Genomic DNA, 25019 nt, shown 5'->3' with positions numbered 1-25019 from the left:
AGTCAAGACGAATTCGTGATAGGGAATATGAATAATAGAGTTATCTAAGAGGGAGGAATATTTATGGGCATGACAATGACGCAAAAGATTTTGGCAGATCATGCGGGATTGGATAAAGTTGTTCCAGGCCAGTTAATAAAAGCTAAATTGGATTTGGTACTGGGAAATGATGTTACTACGCCGGTAGCAGTAAAGGAGTTTGAAAAAATTGGCGTAGACAAAGTATTTGATGTAAATAAAATTGCAATTGTTCCTGATCACTTTACTCCTAATAAGGATATCAAATCGGCAGAACAATGCAAATATATCCGTGAATTTGCAAGAAAGATGAAAATTATGAATTATTTCGAAATAGGACAGATGGGCATTGAGCACGCCCTTATCCCTGAAAAAGGACTGGTAGTTCCAGGAGATGTTGTAATAGGAGCGGATTCTCATACCTGCACTTATGGAGCCTTAGGCGCATTTTCTACAGGAATAGGCAGTACTGACATGGCAGCCGGAATGGCAACGGGAGAAGCCTGGTTCAAGGTACCTGAAGCTATTAAGTTTGAGCTGAAGGGTAAGTTAAACAAATGGGTGAGCGGTAAAGATGTAATCCTTCATATTATTGGGATGATAGGAGTGGATGGTGCTCTTTATAAATCCATGGAATTTGTAGGCGAAGGAGTAAAGGAGCTGTCCATGGATGACCGTTTTGCCATGGCTAACATGGCGATTGAGGCGGGGGCCAAAAATGGAATATTTGAAGTGGATGATAAGACCCTGGCCTATGTAAAAGAGCACTCTACAAAAGAATACAAGATTTATAAAGCTGATGAGGACGCAGAGTATAGCGAAACTTACATTATTGATCTGGGACAAATCAAACCGACTGTTGCATTTCCGCATCTTCCTGAGAATACGAGAACCATTGATGAGGTTGGAGAAGTTACAATTGACCAGGTTGTCATAGGATCATGTACGAATGGCAGAATAGAAGACTTAAGAGTTGCGGCAAGCATTCTGAAAGGGAAAAAAGTCCATCCCCATGTCAGAACGATCATTTTCCCTGCAACACAGAAAATCTATCTTCAAGCGATGGAAGAAGGACTGCTAAAAATATTTATTGAAGCGGGAGCCGTTGTGAGTACCCCTACCTGCGGACCATGTCTCGGTGGACACATGGGAATTCTGGCAAAAGGGGAAAGGGCGGTTGCAACCACCAATAGAAACTTTGTGGGCAGAATGGGACACCCTGAGAGCGAAGTATATCTATCCAGTCCGGCAGTTGCGGCAGCTTCTGCGGTTGCAGGCAAAATTGTTTCACCAGAGGAGGTAATGTAAGATGCTGGCACATGGTAAAGTGATCAAATACGGAGATAATGTTGACACCGATGTAATCATTCCTGCAAGATATTTAAACACCTCAGACCCGGCGGAATTGGCGAAACACTGTATGGAGGATCTGGATGCAGACTTTGTGAAAAAAGTAAAAGCCGGTGACATCATGGTTGCCGCCAAAAATTTTGGATGCGGTTCTTCACGGGAACATGCACCTATCGCTATTAAGGCTTCAGGAATATCCTGTGTAATTGCAGAAACCTTTGCAAGAATTTTTTACAGAAATGCAATTAATATCGGATTACCTATTTTAGAGTGCCCTGAAGCCTCAAGAGATATAGAAGACGGTGATGAAGTAAAGGTGGACTTCGATACTGGGGAGATTACAAATATAACCAAGAATAAAGTATATAAAAGTGCCCCATTTCCTGAGTTTATGCAGGAGATTATTAAAAAGAATGGGTTAATTGAATATATTAAAGATAACTTAAAGTAAAACGTCAAATGAAAAGTAATAGAAGAGTGCATATATCACACAGGGCGAACACACAAGTTTGCCCTTGCAACATATTATGTTATGGAAGGAGGCAGGGAGGATGGAAAAGAGGAGATGATAAAGGGTGCAAGTATACACTCCAAACTCCGAACTCCAAACTCCGAATTATATGACTTATAAAATAGCCGTAATTCCTGGTGACGGGATTGGCAGGGAAGTAACTGAGCAGGCTGTCAATGTACTAAAGGCTGTAGGAGAAAAATTCGGGCATATATTTGAGTTAAAAGAAGTAGACGCCGGTGGTTGTGCAATTGATAAATATGGAGAACCTTTACCTGCAAAAACATTAGAGGTTTGTAAAAATAGTGACTCGGTATTATTGGGTGCTGTAGGAGGTCCCAAATGGGATACGCTGCCCGGAAGTCAAAGGCCTGAGCAGGCACTGCTGGGTCTTAGAAAAGGACTCGGGCTGTTTGCCAACCTTCGCCCTGCCGTACTGCATAGTGCTTTAAAAGATGCGTCACCTTTAAAACCGGAAATTATTGGAGAAGGCCTGGATGTAATGGTAGTAAGGGAATTGACCGGTGGAATTTATTTTGGTGAAAGAGGTAGGGACAATGATTCGGCTTTTGATACTGAAAAGTATAGTGTTGGAGAGATAGAACGAATTGCACGGGTGGCGTTTGAAATTGCGATGAAAAGAAATAAGAAACTGGTATCGGTAGATAAGGCAAATATCCTGGAGAGTTCGAGATTGTGGCGCGAAGTTGTTACAGGATTGGCCCAGGAATATCCTGAAGTAGAAGTCAGTCATATGTATGTAGATAATGCGGCAATGCAGCTGGTTAAGAATCCAAGGCAATTTGATGTTATTGTAACCAGCAATATGTTTGGCGATATATTATCCGATGAGGCTTCTATGATTACCGGTTCTATCGGTATGCTGCCTTCCGCAAGCCTGGGGACAGGCAAACTGGGAATGTATGAACCGGTACATGGTTCAGCACCCGATATAGCAGGGCAGGACAAAGCCAACCCTATTGCCACCATAGTGTCCGTAGCAATGATGCTGAGGTATTCTTTTAACCTTGGAAAAGAAGCTGATGCAATAGAAAGAGCGGTTGGCAATGTGCTGGACAAAGGCTACAGGACAGGGGATATCATGAGTAAAGGTATGAATTTAGTTGGTACAAGAGAAATGGGAGAATTAATTATTAGCGAACTATAACAATTAATTTAAGGCCCGCAGTTCAGAGGGTTTATCTGTTGCCCCCTATGAACTGCGGGCCTTAAATTATTTTGGTAACTATTCAGCGGTTTACAAACCAATCCTGGAAATTGAAGCTGTAAAAACGCTTGGGCGGCGTTGTAAGTCTAATCCGGCACGGATACCGGTTGACGCCGACGGCTTCAATTGGAAGGATGTTGATCAATTGCTGAATAGTTGCTTGTTTTAAGCAAAGTAAATTTATACCTGTAGGACATTCAACCAGTATATGTTATAATATTGATAGGTTTACATAAATATTTAATCGATGCATTGTGCTAGTTAATCAAGATAAGTTTAGGGAGATGGGAACCATTATTACTAAATTAATATCCAGACTAACAACTGTACCATATGACTGTAAAAAGAGTGCTGCTTTTATCCCTATCCTGTTCATTATACTCTTATTTCTAACATCTTGTACGGCCGTAAAAAAAGAGATAGAAGTTCTACCGGTTAAAAATATACCTATTGTACAAGCGAAGTCTGCTGCGATGCCTGTTCCTGTTGCAGCGAGAGAAAAAACATTAAAGCTTATGACTTATAATATAAGACATGGTGTAGGTATTGATAATAAATTAGACCTGGGAAGAGTAATCGATACTATAAAAAGAGCTGGCCCTGATATTATTGCGTTAAACGAGGTAGATCACCTAATGCTGCGCTCTCAAATGCAAAAACAGGATCAAATGATTGCTGAAAGTTTAGGATATAACGTAGTGTATGGATATACTATAAGCAGGGGCAGCAAATATGGAAATGCCCTTGTAACAAAGTATCCTGTAAAATCCTCAACCAACCACCAACTGCCGGGCGATAGGACGACAGAACCTAGAGGTTTAATTGAAGCGGAATTAGATATTGATGGGAAGACTATCAAGGTAATGGTTACACATTTATCTACCCAAGATCAGGAACGCCCCAGGCAGGTAGAATTTATAGAAAAAAAACTGAAAGAAACAAAGGGTCCTAAAATATTGATGGGGGATTTTAATGCTCGGCCATTGTCTGATGAAGTCAGAAGGATTTCTAAAGTGATGAAAGATTCTGCTGGTAAAGAATATAATACATTTCCTGCAAATAAACCAAATGTAAGAATAGATTATATTTTCGTATCAGATGAAATAGATATAAAAAGCAGCAAGCCTATCGAAAGCCAGGCTTCAGATCATATGCCTGTAGTAGCGGAAGTGGTATTAAATGGTGATGAGTTGAAAGAATCAAGATAAAGATATAGATAAAGACTATACCCAAATCTTTATCTGTATCTTTATCTATTTCTATATCTATATAAGTATTACTAAGTACTTTACATTGTCTATTTTAGTTCACAGTTCACAGTTCACGGTATTTTCTTGGCTAATTTCTGTGAACTGAGAACTGTGAACCGTGAACAAAATAACAATAATGTGACATACTTAGTGTTATTTATATATATCTTTATGTATTAACTATTAACCACTGTAACCTTCCACAACAGGTCACAAATGATGATGAAAATCGCATGAGCAGCGACTGTGTGGATTTTACTCCCCACTCCCCGCTATTTTTATATTAAAGTCCGGTAAATAATAGGAATATTAAAACGATTAAAAGCAAATCATCATCCACTTCTTCTTGTAAAATAATAAAAATTAGCCCAAGTAAAATTAAGTCGTCTATTCCAAACCTGCTAAATAATCTTGGTAGACCTGCACGTTGCCCGATAGGTTTTGGATGAGAAGCAGTCCTAAGTGGTACCGGTTCAGATGCTGACTTGTGTGCTTCATCTTTTGGAGAAGGCTTTTCAGGAATGATTATTTCAGGTTCAGCAGTTACACTTACCTCATTTTTGATTTCATTTCCTTCCTTATGGACATCTATATCAGGATTTTCACCAATAGGTCTCTGCGGGGCTTCACCAAACCTGTCATATCTTTGATAATACCTTCGATACACTTAAATTTCCTCCTTACCATTTATCTATTTCATTAAAAACACTTGATAGTCTGGTAAGATTGACTACTTTAACAGCGGTATCAAGCTTTGCTTTTCTTTTTGGATTAAGATATGGTTTGAGAGCCAAAAGCAGGTTTATTCGAGGATCGTCAGTACTTGTTACTCTATCATATATTCTTTTGATTTTGATAATTGTATCCATTGTATCATCCATGGATACCTTTGAAGCTGGAGCGCCTAATGGAGGCATCTCTTTTACAGGTGTTTTACCATAGTTATTTTCAGTACTGGAATCTCCTGAAGGATTTTTGTTATCGTTTTGGCTGCTATTGGCTAACATATTCATGAACATCTTGATATTTTCAGCCATATTCTCGTTTTCCAAAAGGCTTTTAAACTGCTCCATTTTTTTGCTAAAATCGTCCGCCACTTGTAACCCCCCCTTTAAAGTTGGTGAACTGTCAGATCATTATTACACTCTTTATTTTGTATCCATGAGCTCACGCATTTTTTTGATTAAATCAGGATTGCTGGTTAATTCCCTGATTAGTTTTTCTTTATCTACATCATTCATTTTCTTAGAAAGTTCATTTACATCTACACTTTCTAATTTCTCTGTAAGCAATTTTTCATCTATTCCTTTAACCTGTTCCATCAGTTTTTGCTTATCGATATTTTTGAATTGATCAGCCAATTTTTTTCCTTCTTCAGTACTCATAAATTCTGCCATCGTCTTAAGACCTTTTTCTAGTACTTTCGGATCCATATTAGAAATTATCTGTTGAAATTTTTTATTTAGATTTGGAAACATTTAAAGACCTCCTGTTCACAAAAATAACCATACATTTATATGTATGGTGCAATGAAGACAATTATCACTAAAAAGAGTACATTTTTCTTTAGATAGGTTATGTAATATCTATTATTGCTTAATCACTGGTTATTTCTTGTCAACATATCCGTATCTTCCGTTGAAGAACAAAAGCAAGAAGAGAATAATGAAGAACAAAATTTCATCATCACCATTAAATCCGAAGAATCCCATGCTTATACCCCCTTTCACATATAAGGATTTTGATAATGCCTGGTGGCAATTGTTAATTTGAAAATCATGTAAATCGGTGCTTTCACTTTTATAGTATGAATAAGGCTCCCACTGTGTTACATCTTTTTAAAAGAAAAATTAAGATTGAGATTAAGATAAGTTATACAGCTCTTAATCTCAATCTTAACTTAACACGGTTTGTTACGTAGCGTAGTATCCATTATCGTAAAATAGTAGCAAGAAAATCAAAATGAAGAAAAGTATAGAGCTATCGCGTTTTACTTCTACTTGCCCCACAACGCTAGGATATCTGTAAAGGGGGCTATTATCATAGAACAAAAGAAGAAATAGCAGTATAAAAAATAGTATGGTACTGTCTTTGCGAGGATAGTCTGTTACAGGAACACTCATTTAGCAAACCTCCCTTCTGGTTTAGGATAATTTTATACAACTTAAAAGGTTGAGAGTATTAGATTATCCCTATAGTTACATAATATGAATAAATTTATGAAGTGTTACATGCTCAATTCTTAATTGTTTTTGGGTTGGAGGGTATTATGAACGATAGTATATATGATGTGATAGTAATCGGTGCCGGGCCGGCTGGCAGTACGGCTGCAAGACTTGCAGCAGAGAAGGGGCTTAAGGTTTTATTGATAGATAAAGAAAAGTTTCCGCGGGAGAAAGTATGCGGGGGGTATTTATCTTATAAGACACTTGGATTGTTAAAAGGAAGATTGCCTGAAAGTATTATTGAGCACCGAATTTATGGTGCAAGATTGTATGATGGACAATATAGATGGAATGAAAAACTCACTTCCCATTTACTAGGCGTGACAATACAGCGGTCCAATTTCGACTATTTCCTTGTTCAGCAGGCTTTGCAGGCGGGAGCACTGTTTGCTGCCCCTTATAAAGCACTGAACATTGCTAAAGTGGAAGGTAAACAAATAGTGAATGTATATACTAGTGATCAGATTTTTTGTGCAAAAAAAATAATAGTAGCTGATGGAGTCAATAACTCTATAGCGAGAAGGACTGGAGTCGTAAAAAAATGGGAAAAATGGCAGAAGGGCTTTACACTTGCTGCAACTATAAAATATAAACAAGAACTGCCGCTGCAAGTTGAACAATATGTTGAACTATATTGTATACCTTTTTTAGGAGGGTTCGGATGGGCTTTCCCTATAAAGAACGGCTATAATATCGGGATAGGGTGTTGGGCGTGCTGCTCGGTAAAGCTTAAGCAGTATTTTTCTTCTTTCGTAGCTGGAGTATTAAGAATAAAAAATATTTCCCGGAAAACTATGCAACCTATACAACCCAGAGGGAGCTATATACCTGCGGGAGGCTTTCGCAGATGTCTCGGTGAACAGGATATTATTTTTACCGGAGATAGTGGAGGATTTGTAGACCCCTTTTCCGGGGAAGGGATTTATTATGCCATTAGAAGCGGTGAAATAGCTGCAGAGGAAGTGGTAAAAAGCCTTCAAATAAAAGATTATCTTCTTGATAAACTTTATACCCAAAGATGCAAACAGGAATTTTATCACGATTTTCATTATTCCATGCTTCTTACTCTTCTAAACGGTACAAAGAAATCAATCCATGCAGATACACCAAAGGCAAAGAAAATGCTAGATGACATTATATATATTATGCAGGAACCTCATGCGTATAGAAATATTCTCCGGTCTCGTTTGATACCATCCACAATTCACAAAATGCATGTATAATTTCATTTTCTTTTGCTAACCATAAAACTGATTTTATGCAATGATTACCGGGAGGTGTGTTTTATGGTAAAAATCATTAAGAAAAACAAAAATGGAAATAATAATGAAAATAATCAAGAGCAACAGCTGCCTCCTGAAGAGAGGGTAACACCGGAATTTTCAAAAAATTTTGAAGAAAATTTTAATAAGTTTAAGGCTTATTTACAAGATAGTGACGATATTGTATTCCGCCAGTTTGTTTCGGCAGTGGGGAATATTAAGTGCGGCGTGATTTTTATTGACGGAATGGTAAGTAAGGATTGGGTGCAGAGGCACGTGATCCTACCCCTTATTTTAGAGGCAGGGCAGGTTGAAAGTGACAAACAAAAGGAAATTAATAAGGAGAACGCAGCTAAAATAATGCTGGAGCATATTGTTTCAGCAGCTGAAGTCAAGGAAGCGGAAGACCTTGATAAAGCAATGTTACCTCTTATGTCAGGGGAGACCATTTTAGTTATTGATGGATATGATAAGGTGATCGTAATTGGCACCCGGCAGTGGGAAGCCAGAGGAGTACAGGAACCTTCTACCGAATCGGTGGTGAGAGGCCCCAAGGATGGTTTTACAGAGACTATACGTTTTAATACTGTATTGCTGCGAAGAAGAGTACGCGACCCCAATATGGTAATAAAGAATTTAACGGTGGGGAGACGTTCTAAAACCAATGTGGTGATCAGCTATATAAAGGGTATTGCAAATCCTGACTTGGTAGCACAAGTGGAAAAAAGAATTAAAGAGATTGACATAGATGATATAACTGAATCAGGAGAGATTGAGCAATTCATTGAGGATAACAGTTTAAGCCCATTTCCTCAAATACAGAATACTGAACGCCCGGATAAAGCTGCATCCGCCATGACAGAGGGGCGTGTAGTAGTACTGGTAGACGGTACTCCCTTTGCACTGATTGCTCCGAGCAGCCTGTATCAGTTTTTTCAAAGCCCGGAAGATTTTTATGAACGGTGGATTATTGGTACGTTGCTAAGGACACTAAGATGGATAGGATCTTTTGTAGCCACCTTTGCACCGGCTTTGTATATAGCAATTGTATCCTACCATCCGGGAATGCTGCCCACGTCCCTGATGTTGTCGGTGGCTGCCACCCGTGAACCGGTTCCCTTTCCTGCTTTTATAGAAGCACTATTAATGGAGATAACGTTAGAATTATTGAGGGAAGCAGGAGCAAGGCTGCCCAAGGCCATAGGACAAACAATAGGAATCGTAGGCGGTATTATTATGGGCGATGCTGCGGTCAGAGCGGGAATTACCAGCCCGTTCATGGTGATTATTGTAGCGGTTACCGCCATAGCTTCCTTTATTATCCCTTCCTATAATGTGGCAATTGCCTTTCGGATTATCCGGTTTCCAATCATGCTGTTAGCAGCTGTTTTAGGATTATATGGATTGATTTTGGGATTTATACTTATCAATATTCATATGGTACTGCTAAAAAGTTTTGGCACCAATTATATATCGCCTGTTGCACCTGTTCAGATTAGGGACTGGAAGGACGTTTTTGGTCGTATGCCTCTTCAACTAATGAGGAGACGTCCTGAGTATATTAATCCTATAGATATCGATAGGTATGAACAGGACTCTATAAAGGAGATGTGATGGGTTAATGAGTAGAAACAGTGATATGCTAAGCGGATTACAGATAACCATTTTGGTTGCTTCAGCAATTATAGGTACGGGAATTATGACACTTCCTCGGCAGGTTGCCGCCCAAGCAGAATCAGGAAGTGTACTAGTAACTATAGTTGCAGGAATTGGTGCTTTAATACTTACATTTATAATCGCTTATCTTGGTAGCAGATTTCCACGCCAGACAGTAATACAGTATAGTAACAGTCTATTAGGCACCATTGTCTCCAAAATTATCAATATCATTTTAACTATACATTTTATTGTTTTAACAGCGGTAATTTTTAGAAATTTTGCTGATATCGTAAAAGTTTTCTTATTGGAAAACACACCATTAGAAGTTATCATGGTTAGTATGCTGGTATTAACCGTTTATCTTGTGCAAAATGGGATTAATCCCATTGCAAGAATATGTGAGGCTTTCTTTCCTATTGTAATTATTTCGATTTCCATACTTTTTTTATTATCTTTGCAGAATTTGGATATAAAGGAACTTTATTCGTTTTGGCAGATAGATTTGTTTGATTTAGTAAAGGCAGTACCAGTTACCCTGCTATCATACTTAGGGTTTGAAGTACTGCTGTTTGCGGGGGCTTTCATGGCCGAACCCCAGAAAACAATAAAGTATGGAATAATTGGAATATCAATACCTGTATTGCTATATGTGGCAACTGTAGCCATATGTATTGGTGTTTTTTCAATTGATGTATTAAAGTATCTGATGTATCCTACATTGGAAATGGCAAAATCTATTATTTTTCCGGGTGCTTTTGCAGAAAGGGTAGATGTATTTTTTGCTATATTTTGGATATTAGCCGTTTTTACCACTGTTTCAATATATTATTATCTTGCCGCATATAATGTGACAAAATTAATAGGGCTAAAAAATTACAGACCTTTTTGTTATATGCTTCTACCGATAATATATTTTATATCTCTAGTCCCTCAAAACATATATCAGTCCAGTCTTTTTAGCATATGGGCATCTTATTTTGGAGGAGTTGTAATAGCATTTATTTCCGGATTGCTCCTTATTGCAGCACTCATTCGAAAAAAAGGAGGGACAAAGAATGAGGAAGTGTAGAATCATGAGGGACGGGGAGAAGAAAGTGACGAGAAGAAACTTGATAAAACAAATTATAAAGCTAGGCTTAATGCTGGTGATTTGTTTTCAAGTGGTTTTTTTAACCGGATGCTGGGATATGGTAGAATTGGAGGAAAGGGCTTTTGTACTGGGAATTGGACTGGATAAAGGAGAAAAAGAGGGGGAGATTACGCTTACTTACCAGTTTGCCCTACCTTCTGCCATGTTTGGAGAAGGGGGGGGAAAAGGAGAGAAGAAGGTTTGGAACCTGGCTACCAGTTCTTCAACGGTAATAGGTGCGCACAAAGAATTATTGACAAGGCTTAACAGGGTTATTAATCTCGAACATACGCGTGTTTTGCTGATAGGAGAAGAACTGGCCAGAGAAGGTATCAGCAAGCATATGGATTTTTTTTTCCGGGATATTAATATGAGAAGGAGGACAGATGTACTGGTTGCACAAGATAAGGCACAGGACTTTTTCAATATTATGCCTCCTACGGCCAACAGTACTTCAGATTATCTCGCGGATATCATTTCCCAGAATGAGAAACGTACAGGGCATATTAGTTCTAAGGCAGATATGGTAGAAATGACAAAAAATCTTAGAAGGGGAACCGACTTTATTCTGGCAAAGGTGGCACGTGGGGAAAAAGACATAGTTATGTCAGGGGCGGGAGTTTTCAGAAAGGATAAATTAATTGGAGTACTTGGTGCTGAAGAGGTGATGGCAACAAGATGGCTGAAAAGTGATATATCTAAAGGAACCATTACATTAAAAAATATTGACGGGGCAAAAGATGAAAATGTGTTTGAAATTAGTGAAGGTCGTACCAAGGTTAAGCCACGTATACAGGGGGAAGATGTTAATTTTGATGTTAGTATACGTGTGGAAGGTGATATTGCCGAGATGAAAGTTCTAAATTTTAAACGTACAGTGACAGGCGATTTTATCAATATGTTTGAAAAAGCAATAGAAGAAGAAATTGGAAAACGGTGTAATGAGATTATGGATAAGGCCCAGCGGGAGTTTGAAACAGATTTCTTGGATTTTGGACACCTGGTCAAAGACTATAACTTTCGATGGATGAAGCAGCACGAAGACCAGTGGAGAGATATTTTTAAAAAATCCAGGATGAATATTAAAGTGGATGTAAATATACGAAGAGTAGGTTTGGTGAAATAAAAAGAAGGTGAATCAATGATTCAAGTGGCTCTTAAAATTACTTCGGGAATTGTGTCAATTTATTTTTTATTGCTGACGGTGTACGCAGGCGCGGCATGTATCCTTTTTGTCAGTCCCTACATTAAAAGCGGAGGCTTTAAAAAAGAAGCAGCAGTAGCAAAGTATGGAGGATGGGCGTATATATTTGGAGGAATTGGGTTGTATATTATAGTTAGGTTACTTGTATAAGAATAGTGAACAGAGGGTGTATTCTCTGAATTTGAAGAATATTATTAACAAGCTCTAAGCCTTTCCGCAACGTTCTTTCCATAATATTCTTCAAATATAAAATATACGCCTGTGAACAGAGATGAGAGAGCAGGTCACAGAGAACAATGCGTTCGTTCATTTCTGATCTCTGTTCTCTCTTCTCTGATTACATGCGGTCTATAACTTCCTCTACCTTGTCATCCATGCTGTCATTCTTATCATGTCTTTCGTCAATAGTGATGTTGGTAATTACCCTCTGGGCTCCGGCTTTAAAGGGCATGGAATGCATTTCCTGCGCAACAGCCATCAGTTGGTTAAAATCTCCCTCAACGATGGTAGATGTTGCTGTAACCTGGTATTCCAAACCTTTGTTTTTAACCACCTGGCATGCCTTGGTAACCATATCGCCTATACTCGCATTATTTGTTCCTACAGGAATTACACTGATTTCTAAAATGGGCATAATTTCTCTCCTTTACTATCTAAAATTAGTTCGGAGTTCAGAGAAACATATTACAAGACAGATTTATTTGCTCCAAACTACGAACTATTCATAGTTTTTGTCACAGGAGTATTTTTATGAAGGCAATATATTCCCGCAATTTGATTCTACTTAAAAGTTGCCCATATCTCAATCTCAACTTTAATGTTTCATATCCACAATTTCAATAGAATCTAAAGTTTTTCTAAAGTCTCTTCGAAAAGCTTCCAAATATTCCTGTCTTAATGCCTGCTGTTCGACTTTTTCTGCATCAGTAAGCCCAACAGTTTTTGATTTTTTTGCTAAAGCGTTAATCCGATCTATCTTATCCTTTGGTAACATTTTAACACTCCTTTACTGATTGAGAATTCCACGATTTGGATTGCTGTGAGCTGTAAACCGTGAATTGTGAACCTTATTATTAAAACTTATCATACAAAAAAATTAAAAATATTTCAAATCAAAAAATTGGAAGAATACTTTTACAATTTAAATGCACAATATTATTGGAACCACTTTTATTAGTGAAAGGAAGATAATAATATGGCTACAAGAGAAAATGTACAAGGTACAGAGACAAGAAGTACTTTTGGTGCAATTGTGGGACGATTGGTGGCGGCTGCAATTGTATTAGCAATAACTGCATTTTTCACACCGGGATTTACCATTGCAAATATATGGACACTCATTGTTGCAGCAGTAGTATTATCAATATTGGACTACGCAATTGCAAAAATATTCAGGACCGATGCTTCGCCTTTCGGTAGGGGTATCACAGGTTTTATACTTGCAGTGGCGATTATCTATGTAACAAGTTTTATTGTACCAGGGTATAACGTAACACTATTTGGGGCAATAATCGCGGCAATCATTTTTGGAATAATTGATGCCATTATCCCGGGAAGAGGAATGTAAAAACAGTAAAAATAAAAAGATAGGGCAAGCCTTACTTTGCCCTATCTTTTTATTTTTACTGGGAAAGCAGGCGCAAGGGCACACAACACGTATTGACATCAAAAAGCAGCATGATATAATTTTTTTATTACAAATAGCAAGGAAGTGTAGACATATGCGTATAGTCGTTTTTAGCGATTCACACGGGAATATCAGGCATTGTGCAGAAGCTATAGAACGTATAAAAGATGTGGATATGATTATTCATCTTGGTGATATTCTAAAAGATGTTGAAGCTTTGGAGCTGCTCTATCCCAACATCACGATAGAATATGTTGCAGGCAATAACGAATTCAGGAATACTGCACCTTATAACAGGGTTTTGGAGATAGAAGGCAAAAAAATATTTATTACCCATGGACACTTATATCGCGTAAAGTATGAATATGACACCATCGTCCAAAAGGGCAAATCTTTAAAAGCAGACGTGATATTGTTTGGACATACCCATGAAGGTTATGAAGCATATAAGGATGGTATGTTTATATTAAATCCCGGCAGCATCAGCCTGCCAAAATGGGGGAAGGCTTCGTATGGGGTAATTGAAATTCAAGATGGGAAAATAGGGACTTGTATCTGTAATGTATAGAAAAATGTAAAAAATTTTTTTATTTTCGACACATTTCTACATCCATTTTAGATTTAATATGATATAATTTACACATCATTTAAGAAAGGAGATGTTTTTATGAAGAAAATTGTAGAATTTGTTCAAAAAAACTCCTTATCGGTATTAGCTGCTCTAGCATTTGTTGTAGGAATAGCCAGTGTGTCAACTGCAACTTTTTTCACATCGTATCAACCAGAGTGCCCTAAAGAGCTTCTCAAATAAAGGATGCATATGCATCCTTTATTTGATTCTATAATAAAGGAGTTATTTAGTATGGATCTTATGCAGTTTGTTAATGAGGTAGTATTTTCCTTTTTGGAGGCAGTTATTATATTATTATTATTTATATTTTTAAATGATAAAAAACAATTTATTCGATATAATAAGTTTAAATCCTTTGTTTTTTTTATGCTATATATGATTTTTTCCTATTGGGCATCTACTTATATTCCGCCAGTATTTCATACTATTTGTATTGCAGTATTTATGGTTGTAATTTTAAGCTTCGTTACACAATCTAATATATATGCTTCTATTATTACAGTTGGAATAATCGGAATATTAATAATTGTTACTGAATCTATTGTATTAATTATTGAAATGATATTTTTAAAAATTGATATGGCTACAATGTTAAGTATACCAAAAGTAAAGGTACTTCATAGCGCTCTATGTAAAGTTGCTCAATTAGGAGTAGCTGCTTTTTTATATCGTTTTAATATTAAAATAAATTGGTTTGATATGTTAAAAAAAGAAAACTCAACTCTTTCTTTTTCCATTCTTCAAATTTTTATGATGACAATGTTTATGATGAGTGTGAACTTTGTAGTTTCTCACCAAACTGATATTATGTTATACAATATTTTGCTATTTATAATCTATTTATTATTTATTTTGCTTGGTTTTCTTGACTATAAAGAAAGAGAGCGATTGTTAAAAATACAATACAAATTTGAAGCGCAGGAAGAATACGTAAAAAATATGGAGATAATGATGAATGTTATTCGAAGGGAGAAACACGATTTTGCCAATCATTTGAATACAATTCTTGCAATGTGTGTATTAAATAAACCTGATAGTTTGGGAAGAATTGAAACATATATCAGGAAATTGACCAATAGCCTGAAATCCTCCTATCACTTTTTTGATACAGGAAATGATTATGTAGATGGACTTCTGGCAGTAAAAAGTAACTTTGCGTTTGAAAATGATATCCACCTGGAAGTGGACATAGAGACTCCGTTAAGTGAAGCAGAGGTAAATGACAGCCATTTAACCAGTATTATAGGAAACATCGTGGATAATGCCTTTGAAGCTATCCAGACAGGACAGGATAGAGACGGAAAGGTAGTATCCATTTGTACATATATAGAAAATAATAAGTACTGTCTATCTATTTCGGACAACGGACCCATGATCCCGGAAGAACATAAAGACAGGATTTTTGAGAATGGCTTTTCAACCAAGTCAGATAAAAAAGAAGAGCATGGGTTTGGACTTTATATCGTCAAACAGCTTGTCGCTCAAAACAATGGGGAGATTACCGTTTCAAGCTCCGAAGATGAAACGGAATTTTTAATACGATTTAATGTGAGGGGACATAAAAATGGAGAAATTAGCTCAAATACTTACCAACGCAATACAGCGTGAAAATTCCGGTTTAACAGAACTACAGGTTAAGACAATTAAGTTTGGACTGGAATGTTTACTTGGAGAACTTTCCAAGTTGTTAATGTATTTTATTATATTTTCTATATTTTCATTAACACAACATTTTTTTATTGCTGTTATTTTTTTCTGTACGTTACGGATCATTGCCGGCGGTTACCATGAAGAAACATACTGGAGATGCTTTTTTACATCTTTTCTAATTTTTACTGCCATTATCAGCATAGGGACCCAGATCCCTCTTTCCATATATATAAAAGCATCCATGCTGCTGATATCCATTATACTGGCATGGATTTATGCACCCGTGGATCATCCTAACAAACCTATTGTCAGCGTGGACAGGAGAAAACGTTTCAAATACCTTTCCGTAGGTGCTGTTGTATTGATGGGGGGAGCTAGTCTTTTGTTACCGTCTCTTTATTCCGGTACCGCAGTGGCAGCGATATTTTTTGAATCCATATCCCTCCCTATAGGAGAATTTGCAAAAAAAAAGCGTAAAAAAAATTTTTAATCGACATATTTTTACATATTTCTCAAATTATTTATGTTAAAATATACTTGTCCGTTAGAGAAAGAGGATTTTTATACACAAAATTGTAGAATTTATTCGAAATATGCCTTATTTGTACCAGGAGCTTTATTATTTTTTAGTATAATCACTTTCCTTATATAATATAAATAAGTTGTCGGATGATAGAATGTTCCGGTTTTTTGTCCTTCATCCTGGTACTATAGCGGCGGTAATGTTATTTTAATTAGTGTCCTTTCTAAGAAAGAAGTTTATGAAAAGGAGGCGAGATATGTGAGGGTCCTGGCAGGAGAAATTATTCAAGATGACACTGTTATTAATGCTGTACAGATGGCATACAATGACATCAAGGGATTTTTTGTGGCTCTTGTAAATATATGCGATGAACTAAAAGTAGATGTTCCTATATGGACGTCTATAGAGGACAAACTATTAGAAAAAAAAGGGGAAGTATTAATACCCCTGGAAGAAGGAATGATTTTAAGGATATCTCATAATGACAATATTGTAAATTAGTTAGCAGTTCATGGTTTGAAATCCTGTATATTAGAAAAGGGTGGATTTTTAGAATATAAAAGTCCACCTATATTTTTATGCTGTAACGATTATATTATTTTGTCTGAACAATATATATCGGTCTATGGTCTTATTTGATATAGTAAAAACTACCTATATAGTTCACGGTTAACAGTTCTCAGTTCACAGTAGTAAACGATTTAATAGCTTTTACTGTGAACCGTGAACTGTGAACTTATTGACTTTATCTGCCATGTAAAATCATTATCAGTAAATATATAGTTATTGAAAAAAAATATTTTTGGTGTATAATTGATGTAAAAGAATGATAGGGGAGTACTATCTTGGCAAAGAAGGCGACCATTATCCGTATAAATTCAATAAGTGAAGCAAGAGAAGAATTAAGAAAGATAGGTGTAGATGAGGGAGGAATGCCATTTTTGGTACCAAAGGCTGTGCACCTGGCTATTAAGTTGGAAAGCATCGAACCTGTTCCTGCAAATATTTTAAAACAAGAAATGTTGGCCCAGGGGGGAGATGCGGCGGTAAATCGCGGTGTAATCAATCATTCGGTGGAGTTTTCCGATGTATTATTGTTAGGTACTGTTGCACAGTATAACAAACTGGTAAGAAAATTAAACATCCAGCCTTTTGGGCTTAAGGAAATAGCAAAACAGATTGAGGATATTCTTAAAACATTGCGGTAAGGATGTGAGCAATGAAAAAAAATAATCTTACTTATACAAATGGAATGTTTATACTGAGTGTATTGTGTTTTTTAGGTGGTTTTAGTGCTTTAAAATTAAACCCGTACAATCCGTATGCGGCAGGCACTATTTTTATAGGACTTTTTATTGGTATACAGTATCTAAAAGCCAATGGGAGAACACCGGCTCACATTACACACTTCCTTACCTGGGTGGTAGTATTTGGATTTCTAGTTGTGGATATTATACTAGTGTATTATTGGATTAAAAAATAACGTAGGAGTATAATTATGAAAGCGCAAATTCTTAAAGCACTTAAAGAAAACAGAGAGCAATATATATCTGGAGAAGAACTTAGCAACCATTTAGGTGTTTCAAGAACAGCAGTATGGAAGTATATCATGGCTCTGCGAGAAGACGGTTATGACATCGAATCTTCCTCGAGAAAAGGATATAGACTGGTCTCATCACCTGAAATCCTATCTTCGGAAGAAATACAGGCAGAGTTGTCCACGCGTTTCTTTGGGAAACAAATTGTCTATTTCGATACTGTTACATCAACGAATACTATTGCAAAGGAAATCGCAGCTGAAGGGTGTCAAGATGGCACTGTAGTAATTGCAGACCAGCAGACAGCGGGCAAAGGTAGATTGGGAAGGAACTGGGATTCCCCACCCCATACAGGAATATGGATGTCTATCGTTTTGCGCCCGGATATTATCCCTGCGCAAGCTCCGTTTATCACTATTCTTGCCGCACTGGCAGTGGCCCGTTCGTTAGAACAGGTGACACAGGTCAGCCCAGGAATTAAATGGCCTAACGACATTGTCCTGGATAAAAGGAAGGTGTGTGGAATATTAACCGAAATGAGTGCCGAGATTGAACGGGTAAATTATATCGTGGTAGGAATAGGTATTAACGTAAATACTGATATTGAAGATTTTCCGGCCGATCTTCAGAAAACCGCAGCATCTGTAAAAATGATAACAGGACAAGCAGTAGACAGAAAAAGCCTGGTGGTCAAGATACTGGAAAACTTTGAAGAAGTGTATACCGGGGCGAAGGATATGAATGTGAGAAGTAGTTTGATGGATGAATACAGGAAATATTCACTGACCTTAGGCAGTAAGGTAAAGGCAGTCTACCAGACACAGGAAATAGAAGGTACTGCTGTTGAAATTACGGATAATGGGGAACTGATTATAGAAACAGAAGATGGTGTAAGGCAAACTATCTTTTCCGGGGAAGTGTCGGTGCGGGGAATTTATGGGTATGTATAGTTCTTATCTATAAAATTTAATCTGAATCAGGAGAGATTGTAATGATACTTGTAGTTGACGTAGGTAATACCAATATTGTCTTAGGGGTTTATGATGAGAAAAAGCTGGTAACTTACTGGAGGATGGCGACAAGCAAGGATCGGACAGCTGATGAAATGGGTATGCTTTTCATCCAGTTTTTTAACAGCGAAGGATTAAAAATATCAGATGTTGAGGCAGTTATTATATCTTCAGTAGTTCCGCCGATAATGTACTCTCTTGAACATGCAATAAAGAAATATATAAAAGTGGAGCCTCTTATCGTAGGCCCGGGGATTAAGACGGGAATCAATATCAGATATGACAATCCAAGGGAAGTAGGCGCAGATAGGATTGTGAATGCCGTAGCAGGCTATGAGATATATGGCGGACCATTAATTATTGTAGATTTTGGTACTGCCACTACTTTTTGTGCTATTACTGAAAAAGGCGAATATCTTGGAGGGGTAATCTGCCCCGGTATAAAAATTTCTATCGAGGCATTGTTTGAAAAAGCTGCCAAGCTTCCAAGGGTAGAACTTGTAAAACCGGAAAAGGTTATCGGAAAAAATACTGTAAGCAGTATGCAAGCAGGAGCGATATATGGTTATGTAGGCAAAGTAGATTATATTGTAAACCGAATGAAAGAAGAAATGGGCGGAGGCTCCATTAAAGTCATAGCAACAGGTGGATTAGCCCGAATGATAGCCTCTGAATCCTCTACGATTAATGAGATTAACTCGTTGCTTACGCTTGAAGGACTGAGGATTATATATGAGAGAAATAAAAATTAAATACCGTTAACTGCGGACAGAATAATCATTCTGCATTCAAATAAGTAGGAGGAATACATAGTGAATATACAAGAAGAAGCGTTACAGCTTCATAAAGAATTGAGGGGAAAAATTGAAGTAAGAAGTACTGTAGAAGTTAGCAGTACGAGAGACCTATCCCTTGCATATACTCCGGGGGTAGCTGAGCCATGTAAGGAAATACATAAAGATAAAGACAAGGCCTATGAATATACCAGGAAATGGAATCTTGTAGCTGTAGTAACCGACGGTACGGCGGTTTTAGGCCTTGGAGATATTGGTCCGGAGGCAGGTATGCCGGTAATGGAAGGGAAGGCAGTGTTATTCAAAACTTTTGCCGGTGTTGATGCTTTCCCCATTTGTCTTGATACTAAGGACCCTGAAGAGATAATTAAAACAGTAAAGTACCTTGCCCCCACTTTTGGCGGAATCAACTTGGAAGACATATCTGCGCCGCGATGCTTTGAAATTGAGCGAAGACTCAAAGAAGAGCTTGATATCCCTGTATTCCATGATGACCAGCATGGCACCGCAGTTGTGGTTCTTGCGGGAATTATTAATGCATTAAAAATCGTAAATAAAAAGATTGAGGCCGTATCCGCAGTTATTAATGGTGCAGGCTCTGCGGGGATTGCAATTGCCAAGCTGCTGATGAGCGTGGGGCTTAAAAATATTATGCTATGTGATAAGAACGGTGCAATTTATGAAGGTGCCGACAATCTAAATGATGTACAAGCGGAAATGGCTAAAGTTACCAATAGAGAATTTAAAAAAGGTACCCTAAAGGATGTAATGGTTGGAGCGGATATTTTTATTGGTGTTTCAGCTCCCAATATTGTTACAAGAGAAATGGTACAATCCATGAACAAGGACGCTATCGTATTTGCGATGGCTAATCCCGTACCTGAGATTCATCCTGACGAAGCCAAGGCAGCCGGCGCAAAGGTGGTAGGAACAGGGCGTTCCGACTTTCCAAACCAGGTTAACAATGTTCTTGCTTTTCCGGGGATATTCAGAGGAGCGCTGGATGTCAGAGCCAAAGATATCAACAATGAAATGAAGATAGCTGCTGCTTATGCTATTGCAGACTTGATTTCCGGCGAAGAATTAAATGCGGAATATGTTCTGCCTAAAGCGCTTGATCCCAGGGTAGCAGCAGCAGTAGCAGAAGCTGTTAAAAGGGCAGCGAAGGAAACCGGAGTAGCAAGACTGTAAATCATCTTAATATATGTTATTAAATATACTCTTAAACACAAAAACAAGCGAATTTAGCTGTATACAGGGATTGTGATTATATAAATTATAGTATATAATGAATTTGTTTGGACCAAAGAATGTAACATGCAGAAATGTTGCATTCTTTATCTGTTTTACGGATAAATGTATAATTAAAATAGTGATAGTGAAAATTGCATTGACGTTAGTCAATGTTTATCGTATAGATTTTAAATATTTAATTGAAAAATGATAAGCCATGTATGTTTAAGGGGGACTTTTTTAAAAATGCACAAAGAAGTGGTTAAGAGACAAGGCAACACTTTCCTTACAGTGATAGGGCTGGTTGTTTTGGTGTTTGCCTGTATGAGTATATTAGATGCAATTTTAGCTGTCTCAAAGTATTCATTTATTATTGACCTGATTAGTATCGGTATAATTACAGCTTTTGGATATATGGTTTTAAGATATATGGTGATAGACTTTAAATATCTGCTGATAGATACGGACCTGATTTTTCAAAAGGTTTTAGGGAACCGTGAAACGGTTGTACTGAATATAAACACTGAAGATGTGGTTATTATCGCTCCTATTACTAGCAAGGCTTTAAAGAACATAGATAAAGTGGAAAAAACTTATAACTTGTGTGCAACGTTGTTTGGAAAAAGAAAATATTGCGGAATCTTTGCTAAAGATGGTAAAAACTATAAAATCGTTTTTGAGCCAAGTGAAAAGCTTATAAGGCTTCTAAAGAGAAGCATACCGGATAAAGTTATAGAGTAATTAAAAGATGGACTAATAAGACTCAACAAAATAAACCCTGAATTTTTGCGTTTTCAGGGTTTATTTTTATGTCAATTGACCATTTAGAACAATGGGGACGGTTCTTATTGACAAATCGCCTAGAGCTATTATAAAATTAGTTTGAGGTGATTTATGTGCCAAGAGTAGCAAGAGAGAAAAGCAGTTCGGGGATATATCATATTATGGTAAGAGGAATCAATCAACAAGACATTTTTGAAGATGATGAAGATAGACAAAGATATATAGAAACATTAGAGAGATTTAAAAAGGAAACTAATTTTGAAATTTATGCGTATTGCTTAATGAATAATCATGTCCATTTGCTCATAAGAGAAAAGGAAGTAGAAATATCAAAAATATTGAAAAAGATTGGTACAAGTTATGTCTATTATTTTAATTGGAAGTATGAAAGGAACGGACATTTATTTCAAGATAGGTATAAGAGCGAAACGGTGGAAAGTGATAGCTATTTTTGTACGGTAATAAGGTATATACACCAAAACCCTGTAAAAGCCGGATTATCGAGTATGGAAGATTATAAATGGAGTAGCTACAATAGTTATATACATAAAAACGGCCAAACAATCATTGATACGGAATTTTTTCTAGGAATACTATCAAAGAATAAAGACCTAGCGATAAAAAGGTATATTGATTACATGAACGAGCCTAACGATGATAAATGCCTGGAAATAGAAAATAAAGTTAAATTAACCGATGAGAAAACAAGAGATATTATAAAAGAAATAGGTAATTTAAAAAACATATCGGATATACAAAGATTAGATATCGAAAAAAGAAATAGTATTTTGAAAAAAGCCAAGGAAATAGAAGGCATGTCTGTTCTGCAGATATCAAGAGTAACGGGTATTAATAGAACTGCTGTTAGGAAATCTTGACAATGAGAACCGTCCCTATTGATTTACTCTTGATTTCACTATTGATTTTTATTTTGACAGTATCTAAAACGGTATGATATAATTTTGTCAGTATCTGTGGCTAGAGGTATCAGTAAATGAAAAGAAAAAGAATAATCATCATCGCTGTTGAGTGTACTATTATATTCTTTATCCTAGTATGCTATTATTTTATATTCTGGGGAAATCTATGGGGAACAGAAAGCAGAAGTACTGGTATAAGTGATAGGAGCAAGATTGAAAAGGATAATAGCGATCATGCATATGAAGGGAACAGGGCAGAAAGTGAAATTTCTCCTAATATTGAAGCTGATATTAAGATTACAAAAAATGTAGTTAACATAAAACAAAAACTTGTTTTAAAAGAAGCTGTAGATGCTATACATCTTTATATTCCCTCTTGTAACACTTCAAAGACCGCAATAAAGAACGTATTGTCCGAAAAAGGATTTAAAAATATTATAACGGCGGATAACAACTTAAGAGTTGATTTTGAAGGAAAGCAGGATAGAATTTATTTAGAATACGAAATTATTTTAGACAGCAAGCCGGAGCCTCTTACATACTCGAAAGATTTTATCCTGCTTACAAATTTCCTTATAACGCCTGCTGTGTACAAGGATGGGAGTCCTGTTTTTTTATATAAATCATCTTTTGGCGACCCATATATATATGACATAAACAGTTATTCTATAAAAGTAAAAACTGATAAAGATTTAAGCATATATGCACCAGGAAAAAAAGAAGAAGAGATTATAGACGATGATAAAATTGCTGTATTTCAAGCTGAAAATCTAAGGGATTTTCCTGTTGTAATATTTAAAAGTGCAGATGTAAAAGTTGAGAAATACGGAGAAACAAATATCTATTATATTAATTCTTACAAGGCAAGGGAGTATGTAGGACAAGCTTTAGAATTTGGAATAAATAACATAGGGCCATATCCTTATAAGGATTTTTTTGTTGTAAAAGTCCCTCTTTCTCAAAAAGGAATGGAACTTTCAAACATGATTTTGCTATCGGAAGATAACTTTAATGATACTGAAATTTTAAAAAGAGTAGCATATCATGAGGTATTTCATCAGTGGTTTTATGGTATAATAGGTACTGACCAATTAAATGAACCTTTTTTTGATGAAGGCCTTGTAAATTACCTTTCTTTAATGTTAAGTAACAATGAGATGAGTAAGTATTATAACCAAAGATTATTTCAGTTGCACCTTAAGGATTATAATTCAAAGGAGCAGTATTATAACCTGGCTTATAATGAATCAGCCGTATATTTTCGTACGCTTCATAAAAAACTTGGAGATGATTTTTTTAAGCTGCTCCAGAAAATATACGAAGAAAAGAAATTTTCCATTATTTACTTTAATGAGTTTTTAGAATACACAAAGGATTTTTTAGGGGGTAATTAATTTTGAAGACAGTTACAAAGGAAAATATAGAAAAATACAGATCATTTCTGCAAAGCCATCCTAAAGGCCATTTTATGCAGTCTCCGGAATGGGCAGAAGTTAAATCCAACTGGAAAAATGAAGTAATTATTATAGAAGATGGTAACGGAAATATAAAAGGTTCTATGAGCGTACTTATTAGAAAGATTCCGTTTTTAAATTATACAATTATGTATTCGCCCCGCGGTCCTGTATGCGATATCCATGATTTTAATACGATGAAAGCTTTGGTGGATAGTGCAAAACAGCTGGCAAAAAAGTATAAGGGTTACGTGTTGAAGATAGACCCGGATATTGAAAGAGAAGATGAAGAATTCGAAAAGATCATATCAAAGTTGGGGTTTAAAGTAAAGAATACTTCTAAAAATTTCGAGGGGATTCAGCCGAGATTTGTATTTCGCCTGGATATAAAGGATAAAACCGAAGAGCAGCTGATGGAAGCCTTTCATCATAAAACGAGGTATAATATAAGGCTTGCTGCTAGAAAAGGTGTTGAGGTAAAAATTGGTGAAAGAGATGACCTGCCGGAGTTTCACAAAATAATGGTTGAAACGGGTGTCAGGGATGAATTTGTAATAAGAAGCCTTGAATACTTTGAAAAAATGTATGACTGTTTGGCACCGGAACACCTCAGGTTGTATCTTGCATATTACGAAGGAAAGCTTATTGCAGGAACTATTGCAATATTGTATGGCAATAAGGTTTGGTATTTATATGGTGCGAGTAGTAACGACTACAGGAATGTAATGCCCAATTACCTTTTACAATGGGAAATGATCAAGTGGGCCTTGGAAAATGGCTGTGATATCTATGATTTTAGAGGAGTATCGGGGGACCTTGATGAAAATAATCCGCTGTATGGACTTTATAAATTTAAAAAAGGATTCAGCGGCAAATTTACCGAATTTATAGGAGAGCTTGATCTGGTTTTTAATCCTTTAGTTCATTTTGCAGTAGAAAAGGGAGAAAAGACATTTAGAGAAATGAGAAGAAAGTTATTTATGTTAAAGACTGCGATTAAGGGTGAAAAAAAATGATAAC

At 36.6% G+C, this 25019-nt stretch carries 29 protein-coding genes; 24 read left to right on the top strand and 5 right to left on the bottom strand.

Annotation, left to right across the window (positions count from 1 at the left end):
- Positions 1–63: 63 nt before the first annotated feature.
- From leuC to CIB29_RS14970, 4 genes are all read left to right on the top strand, one after another.
- A complete protein-coding gene (gene leuC / locus CIB29_RS14985) occupies positions 64–1326 on the top strand; it encodes a 3-isopropylmalate dehydratase large subunit (RefSeq protein WP_094551020.1) in 1263 nt (420 codons plus the stop codon).
- Between the two features lies 1 nt (position 1327).
- The gene (leuD, locus tag CIB29_RS14980; RefSeq protein WP_094551018.1) at positions 1328–1819 is read left to right on the top strand and encodes a 3-isopropylmalate dehydratase small subunit; all 492 of its coding nucleotides are present in this window, start codon (positions 1328–1330) and stop codon (positions 1817–1819) included.
- 169 nt (positions 1820–1988) lie between these two features.
- Entirely contained in the window at positions 1989–3047 is a 1059-nt protein-coding gene (gene leuB, locus CIB29_RS14975; RefSeq protein WP_094551155.1) for a 3-isopropylmalate dehydrogenase, read from the top strand.
- 314 nt (positions 3048–3361) lie between these two features.
- The gene (locus CIB29_RS14970) at positions 3362–4315 is read left to right on the top strand and encodes an endonuclease/exonuclease/phosphatase family protein (RefSeq protein WP_198543905.1); all 954 of its coding nucleotides are present in this window, start codon (positions 3362–3364) and stop codon (positions 4313–4315) included.
- Between the two features lie 325 nt (positions 4316–4640).
- Here CIB29_RS14970 and CIB29_RS14965 read toward each other — a convergent pair whose 3' ends face one another.
- From CIB29_RS14965 to CIB29_RS14955, 3 genes are read right to left on the bottom strand one after another with little or no spacing between them, the layout of a single operon-like run.
- Positions 4641–5024 (bottom strand): hypothetical protein, encoded by a 384-nt coding sequence (locus CIB29_RS14965; RefSeq protein WP_094551014.1) that lies wholly within the window; start codon positions 5022–5024, stop codon positions 4641–4643.
- Between the two features lie 13 nt (positions 5025–5037).
- Positions 5038–5454 (bottom strand): hypothetical protein, encoded by a 417-nt coding sequence (locus CIB29_RS14960; protein ID WP_094551012.1) that lies wholly within the window; start codon positions 5452–5454, stop codon positions 5038–5040.
- A 51-nt stretch (positions 5455–5505) separates the two neighbouring features.
- Entirely contained in the window at positions 5506–5835 is a 330-nt protein-coding gene (locus CIB29_RS14955; protein WP_094551010.1) for a hypothetical protein, read from the bottom strand.
- Positions 5836–6626: 791 nt separating this feature from the next.
- On the opposite strand from CIB29_RS14955, the gene CIB29_RS14945 reads away from it, so the two are divergent.
- From CIB29_RS14945 to CIB29_RS14925, 5 genes are all read left to right on the top strand, one after another.
- A complete protein-coding gene (locus CIB29_RS14945; protein WP_094551006.1) occupies positions 6627–7805 on the top strand; it encodes a geranylgeranyl reductase family protein in 1179 nt (392 codons plus the stop codon).
- A 63-nt stretch (positions 7806–7868) separates the two neighbouring features.
- Positions 7869–9458, top strand: coding sequence for a spore germination protein (locus CIB29_RS14940; RefSeq protein ID WP_094551004.1), 1590 nt, complete (start codon positions 7869–7871; stop codon positions 9456–9458).
- Between the two features lie 7 nt (positions 9459–9465).
- Positions 9466–10572, top strand: coding sequence for a GerAB/ArcD/ProY family transporter (locus CIB29_RS14935; RefSeq protein ID WP_094551003.1), 1107 nt, complete (start codon positions 9466–9468; stop codon positions 10570–10572).
- Positions 10559–11758, top strand: a complete 1200-nt coding sequence (locus CIB29_RS14930; RefSeq protein WP_094551001.1) for a Ger(x)C family spore germination protein — start codon at positions 10559–10561, stop codon at positions 11756–11758. Before CIB29_RS14935 ends, CIB29_RS14930 begins: the two co-directional genes overlap by 14 nt.
- Before the next feature lie 15 nt (positions 11759–11773).
- Entirely contained in the window at positions 11774–11986 is a 213-nt protein-coding gene (locus tag CIB29_RS14925) for a CLC_0170 family protein (protein ID WP_094550999.1), read from the top strand.
- 187 nt (positions 11987–12173) lie between these two features.
- Here CIB29_RS14925 and CIB29_RS14920 read toward each other — a convergent pair whose 3' ends face one another.
- Entirely contained in the window at positions 12174–12470 is a 297-nt protein-coding gene (locus CIB29_RS14920; protein WP_094550997.1) for an MTH1187 family thiamine-binding protein, read from the bottom strand.
- Between the two features lie 180 nt (positions 12471–12650).
- On the bottom strand, positions 12651–12830 hold the full coding sequence (locus CIB29_RS14915; protein ID WP_094550995.1) for a DUF896 domain-containing protein: 180 nt from the start codon (positions 12828–12830) through the stop codon (positions 12651–12653).
- 201 nt (positions 12831–13031) lie between these two features.
- On the opposite strand from CIB29_RS14915, the gene CIB29_RS14910 reads away from it, so the two are divergent.
- From CIB29_RS14910 to CIB29_RS14840, 15 genes are all read left to right on the top strand, one after another.
- The gene (locus CIB29_RS14910) at positions 13032–13403 is read left to right on the top strand and encodes a phage holin family protein (RefSeq protein ID WP_094550993.1); all 372 of its coding nucleotides are present in this window, start codon (positions 13032–13034) and stop codon (positions 13401–13403) included.
- Between the two features lie 154 nt (positions 13404–13557).
- Positions 13558–14031 carry a metallophosphoesterase gene (locus CIB29_RS14905; protein ID WP_157910319.1) on the top strand — a complete coding sequence of 158 codons (474 nt, stop codon included), beginning with the start codon at positions 13558–13560 and terminating at the stop codon, positions 14029–14031.
- A gap of 99 nt (positions 14032–14130) precedes the next feature.
- Positions 14131–14274, top strand: a complete 144-nt coding sequence (locus CIB29_RS14900; protein WP_094550989.1) for a cyclic lactone autoinducer peptide — start codon at positions 14131–14133, stop codon at positions 14272–14274.
- A gap of 51 nt (positions 14275–14325) precedes the next feature.
- Positions 14326–15702, top strand: coding sequence for a sensor histidine kinase (locus CIB29_RS14895; RefSeq protein WP_157910318.1), 1377 nt, complete (start codon positions 14326–14328; stop codon positions 15700–15702).
- Complete coding sequence (locus tag CIB29_RS14890; RefSeq protein ID WP_094550985.1) at positions 15659–16234, top strand: accessory gene regulator ArgB-like protein; 576 nt, start codon at positions 15659–15661, stop codon at positions 16232–16234. The genes CIB29_RS14895 and CIB29_RS14890 overlap by 44 nt, the downstream gene beginning before the upstream one ends.
- A gap of 291 nt (positions 16235–16525) precedes the next feature.
- Positions 16526–16768, top strand: coding sequence for a hypothetical protein (locus CIB29_RS14885; protein WP_094550983.1), 243 nt, complete (start codon positions 16526–16528; stop codon positions 16766–16768).
- 344 nt (positions 16769–17112) lie between these two features.
- On the top strand, positions 17113–17475 hold the full coding sequence (locus tag CIB29_RS14880) for a hypothetical protein (RefSeq protein ID WP_094550981.1): 363 nt from the start codon (positions 17113–17115) through the stop codon (positions 17473–17475).
- Positions 17476–17486: 11 nt separating this feature from the next.
- Positions 17487–17750, top strand: a complete 264-nt coding sequence (locus CIB29_RS14875) for a hypothetical protein (protein WP_094550979.1) — start codon at positions 17487–17489, stop codon at positions 17748–17750.
- A gap of 15 nt (positions 17751–17765) precedes the next feature.
- Positions 17766–18755: a biotin--[acetyl-CoA-carboxylase] ligase gene (locus tag CIB29_RS14870; RefSeq protein WP_094550977.1), complete on the top strand. Its 990-nt coding sequence runs from the start codon at positions 17766–17768 to the stop codon at positions 18753–18755.
- Between the two features lie 41 nt (positions 18756–18796).
- Positions 18797–19567 (top strand): type III pantothenate kinase, encoded by a 771-nt coding sequence (locus CIB29_RS14865; protein WP_094550975.1) that lies wholly within the window; start codon positions 18797–18799, stop codon positions 19565–19567.
- Between the two features lie 60 nt (positions 19568–19627).
- Positions 19628–20800 (top strand): NAD(P)-dependent malic enzyme, encoded by a 1173-nt coding sequence (locus CIB29_RS14860; RefSeq protein WP_094550973.1) that lies wholly within the window; start codon positions 19628–19630, stop codon positions 20798–20800.
- A 288-nt stretch (positions 20801–21088) separates the two neighbouring features.
- Entirely contained in the window at positions 21089–21583 is a 495-nt protein-coding gene (locus CIB29_RS14855) for a hypothetical protein (RefSeq protein ID WP_094550971.1), read from the top strand.
- Between the two features lie 155 nt (positions 21584–21738).
- The gene (locus CIB29_RS14850) at positions 21739–22503 is read left to right on the top strand and encodes a transposase (RefSeq protein WP_094550969.1); all 765 of its coding nucleotides are present in this window, start codon (positions 21739–21741) and stop codon (positions 22501–22503) included.
- 116 nt (positions 22504–22619) lie between these two features.
- Positions 22620–23939, top strand: coding sequence for a gluzincin family metallopeptidase (locus tag CIB29_RS14845; RefSeq protein WP_094550967.1), 1320 nt, complete (start codon positions 22620–22622; stop codon positions 23937–23939).
- A 2-nt stretch (positions 23940–23941) separates the two neighbouring features.
- The gene (locus CIB29_RS14840) at positions 23942–25015 is read left to right on the top strand and encodes a lipid II:glycine glycyltransferase FemX (protein ID WP_094550965.1); all 1074 of its coding nucleotides are present in this window, start codon (positions 23942–23944) and stop codon (positions 25013–25015) included.
- Positions 25016–25019 lie beyond the last annotated feature (4 nt).

This window comes from Petroclostridium xylanilyticum (genome assembly GCF_002252565.1).
Taxonomy (GTDB): domain Bacteria; phylum Bacillota; class Clostridia; order SK-Y3; family SK-Y3; genus Petroclostridium; species Petroclostridium xylanilyticum.
This window is presented reverse-complemented; position numbering and strand designations above follow the sequence as displayed.

Bases quoted from the DNA above. Each gene is read 5' to 3' on its own strand.
- leuC (WP_094551020.1), top strand. From the start codon at position 64: ATGGGCATGACAATGACGCAAAAGATTTTGGCAGATCATGCGGGATTG.
- leuD (WP_094551018.1), top strand. From the start codon at position 1,328: ATGCTGGCACATGGTAAAGTGATCAAATACGGAGATAATGTTGACACC.
- leuB (WP_094551155.1), top strand. From the start codon at position 1,989: ATGACTTATAAAATAGCCGTAATTCCTGGTGACGGGATTGGCAGGGAA.
- CIB29_RS14955 (WP_094551010.1), bottom strand. From the start codon at position 5,835: ATGTTTCCAAATCTAAATAAAAAATTTCAACAGATAATTTCTAATATG.
- CIB29_RS14945 (WP_094551006.1), top strand. From the start codon at position 6,627: ATGAACGATAGTATATATGATGTGATAGTAATCGGTGCCGGGCCGGCT.
- CIB29_RS14940 (WP_094551004.1), top strand. From the start codon at position 7,869: ATGGTAAAAATCATTAAGAAAAACAAAAATGGAAATAATAATGAAAAT.
- CIB29_RS14935 (WP_094551003.1), top strand. From the start codon at position 9,466: ATGAGTAGAAACAGTGATATGCTAAGCGGATTACAGATAACCATTTTG.
- CIB29_RS14930 (WP_094551001.1), top strand. From the start codon at position 10,559: ATGAGGAAGTGTAGAATCATGAGGGACGGGGAGAAGAAAGTGACGAGA.
- CIB29_RS14925 (WP_094550999.1), top strand. From the start codon at position 11,774: ATGATTCAAGTGGCTCTTAAAATTACTTCGGGAATTGTGTCAATTTAT.
- CIB29_RS14920 (WP_094550997.1), bottom strand. From the start codon at position 12,470: ATGCCCATTTTAGAAATCAGTGTAATTCCTGTAGGAACAAATAATGCG.
- CIB29_RS14915 (WP_094550995.1), bottom strand. From the start codon at position 12,830: ATGTTACCAAAGGATAAGATAGATCGGATTAACGCTTTAGCAAAAAAA.
- CIB29_RS14910 (WP_094550993.1), top strand. From the start codon at position 13,032: ATGGCTACAAGAGAAAATGTACAAGGTACAGAGACAAGAAGTACTTTT.
- CIB29_RS14905 (WP_157910319.1), top strand. From the start codon at position 13,558: ATGCGTATAGTCGTTTTTAGCGATTCACACGGGAATATCAGGCATTGT.
- CIB29_RS14900 (WP_094550989.1), top strand. From the start codon at position 14,131: ATGAAGAAAATTGTAGAATTTGTTCAAAAAAACTCCTTATCGGTATTA.
- CIB29_RS14895 (WP_157910318.1), top strand. From the start codon at position 14,326: ATGGATCTTATGCAGTTTGTTAATGAGGTAGTATTTTCCTTTTTGGAG.
- CIB29_RS14890 (WP_094550985.1), top strand. From the start codon at position 15,659: ATGGAGAAATTAGCTCAAATACTTACCAACGCAATACAGCGTGAAAAT.
- CIB29_RS14875 (WP_094550979.1), top strand. From the start codon at position 17,487: ATGAAAAAAAATAATCTTACTTATACAAATGGAATGTTTATACTGAGT.
- CIB29_RS14870 (WP_094550977.1), top strand. From the start codon at position 17,766: ATGAAAGCGCAAATTCTTAAAGCACTTAAAGAAAACAGAGAGCAATAT.
- CIB29_RS14865 (WP_094550975.1), top strand. From the start codon at position 18,797: ATGATACTTGTAGTTGACGTAGGTAATACCAATATTGTCTTAGGGGTT.
- CIB29_RS14855 (WP_094550971.1), top strand. From the start codon at position 21,089: ATGCACAAAGAAGTGGTTAAGAGACAAGGCAACACTTTCCTTACAGTG.
- CIB29_RS14845 (WP_094550967.1), top strand. From the start codon at position 22,620: ATGAAAAGAAAAAGAATAATCATCATCGCTGTTGAGTGTACTATTATA.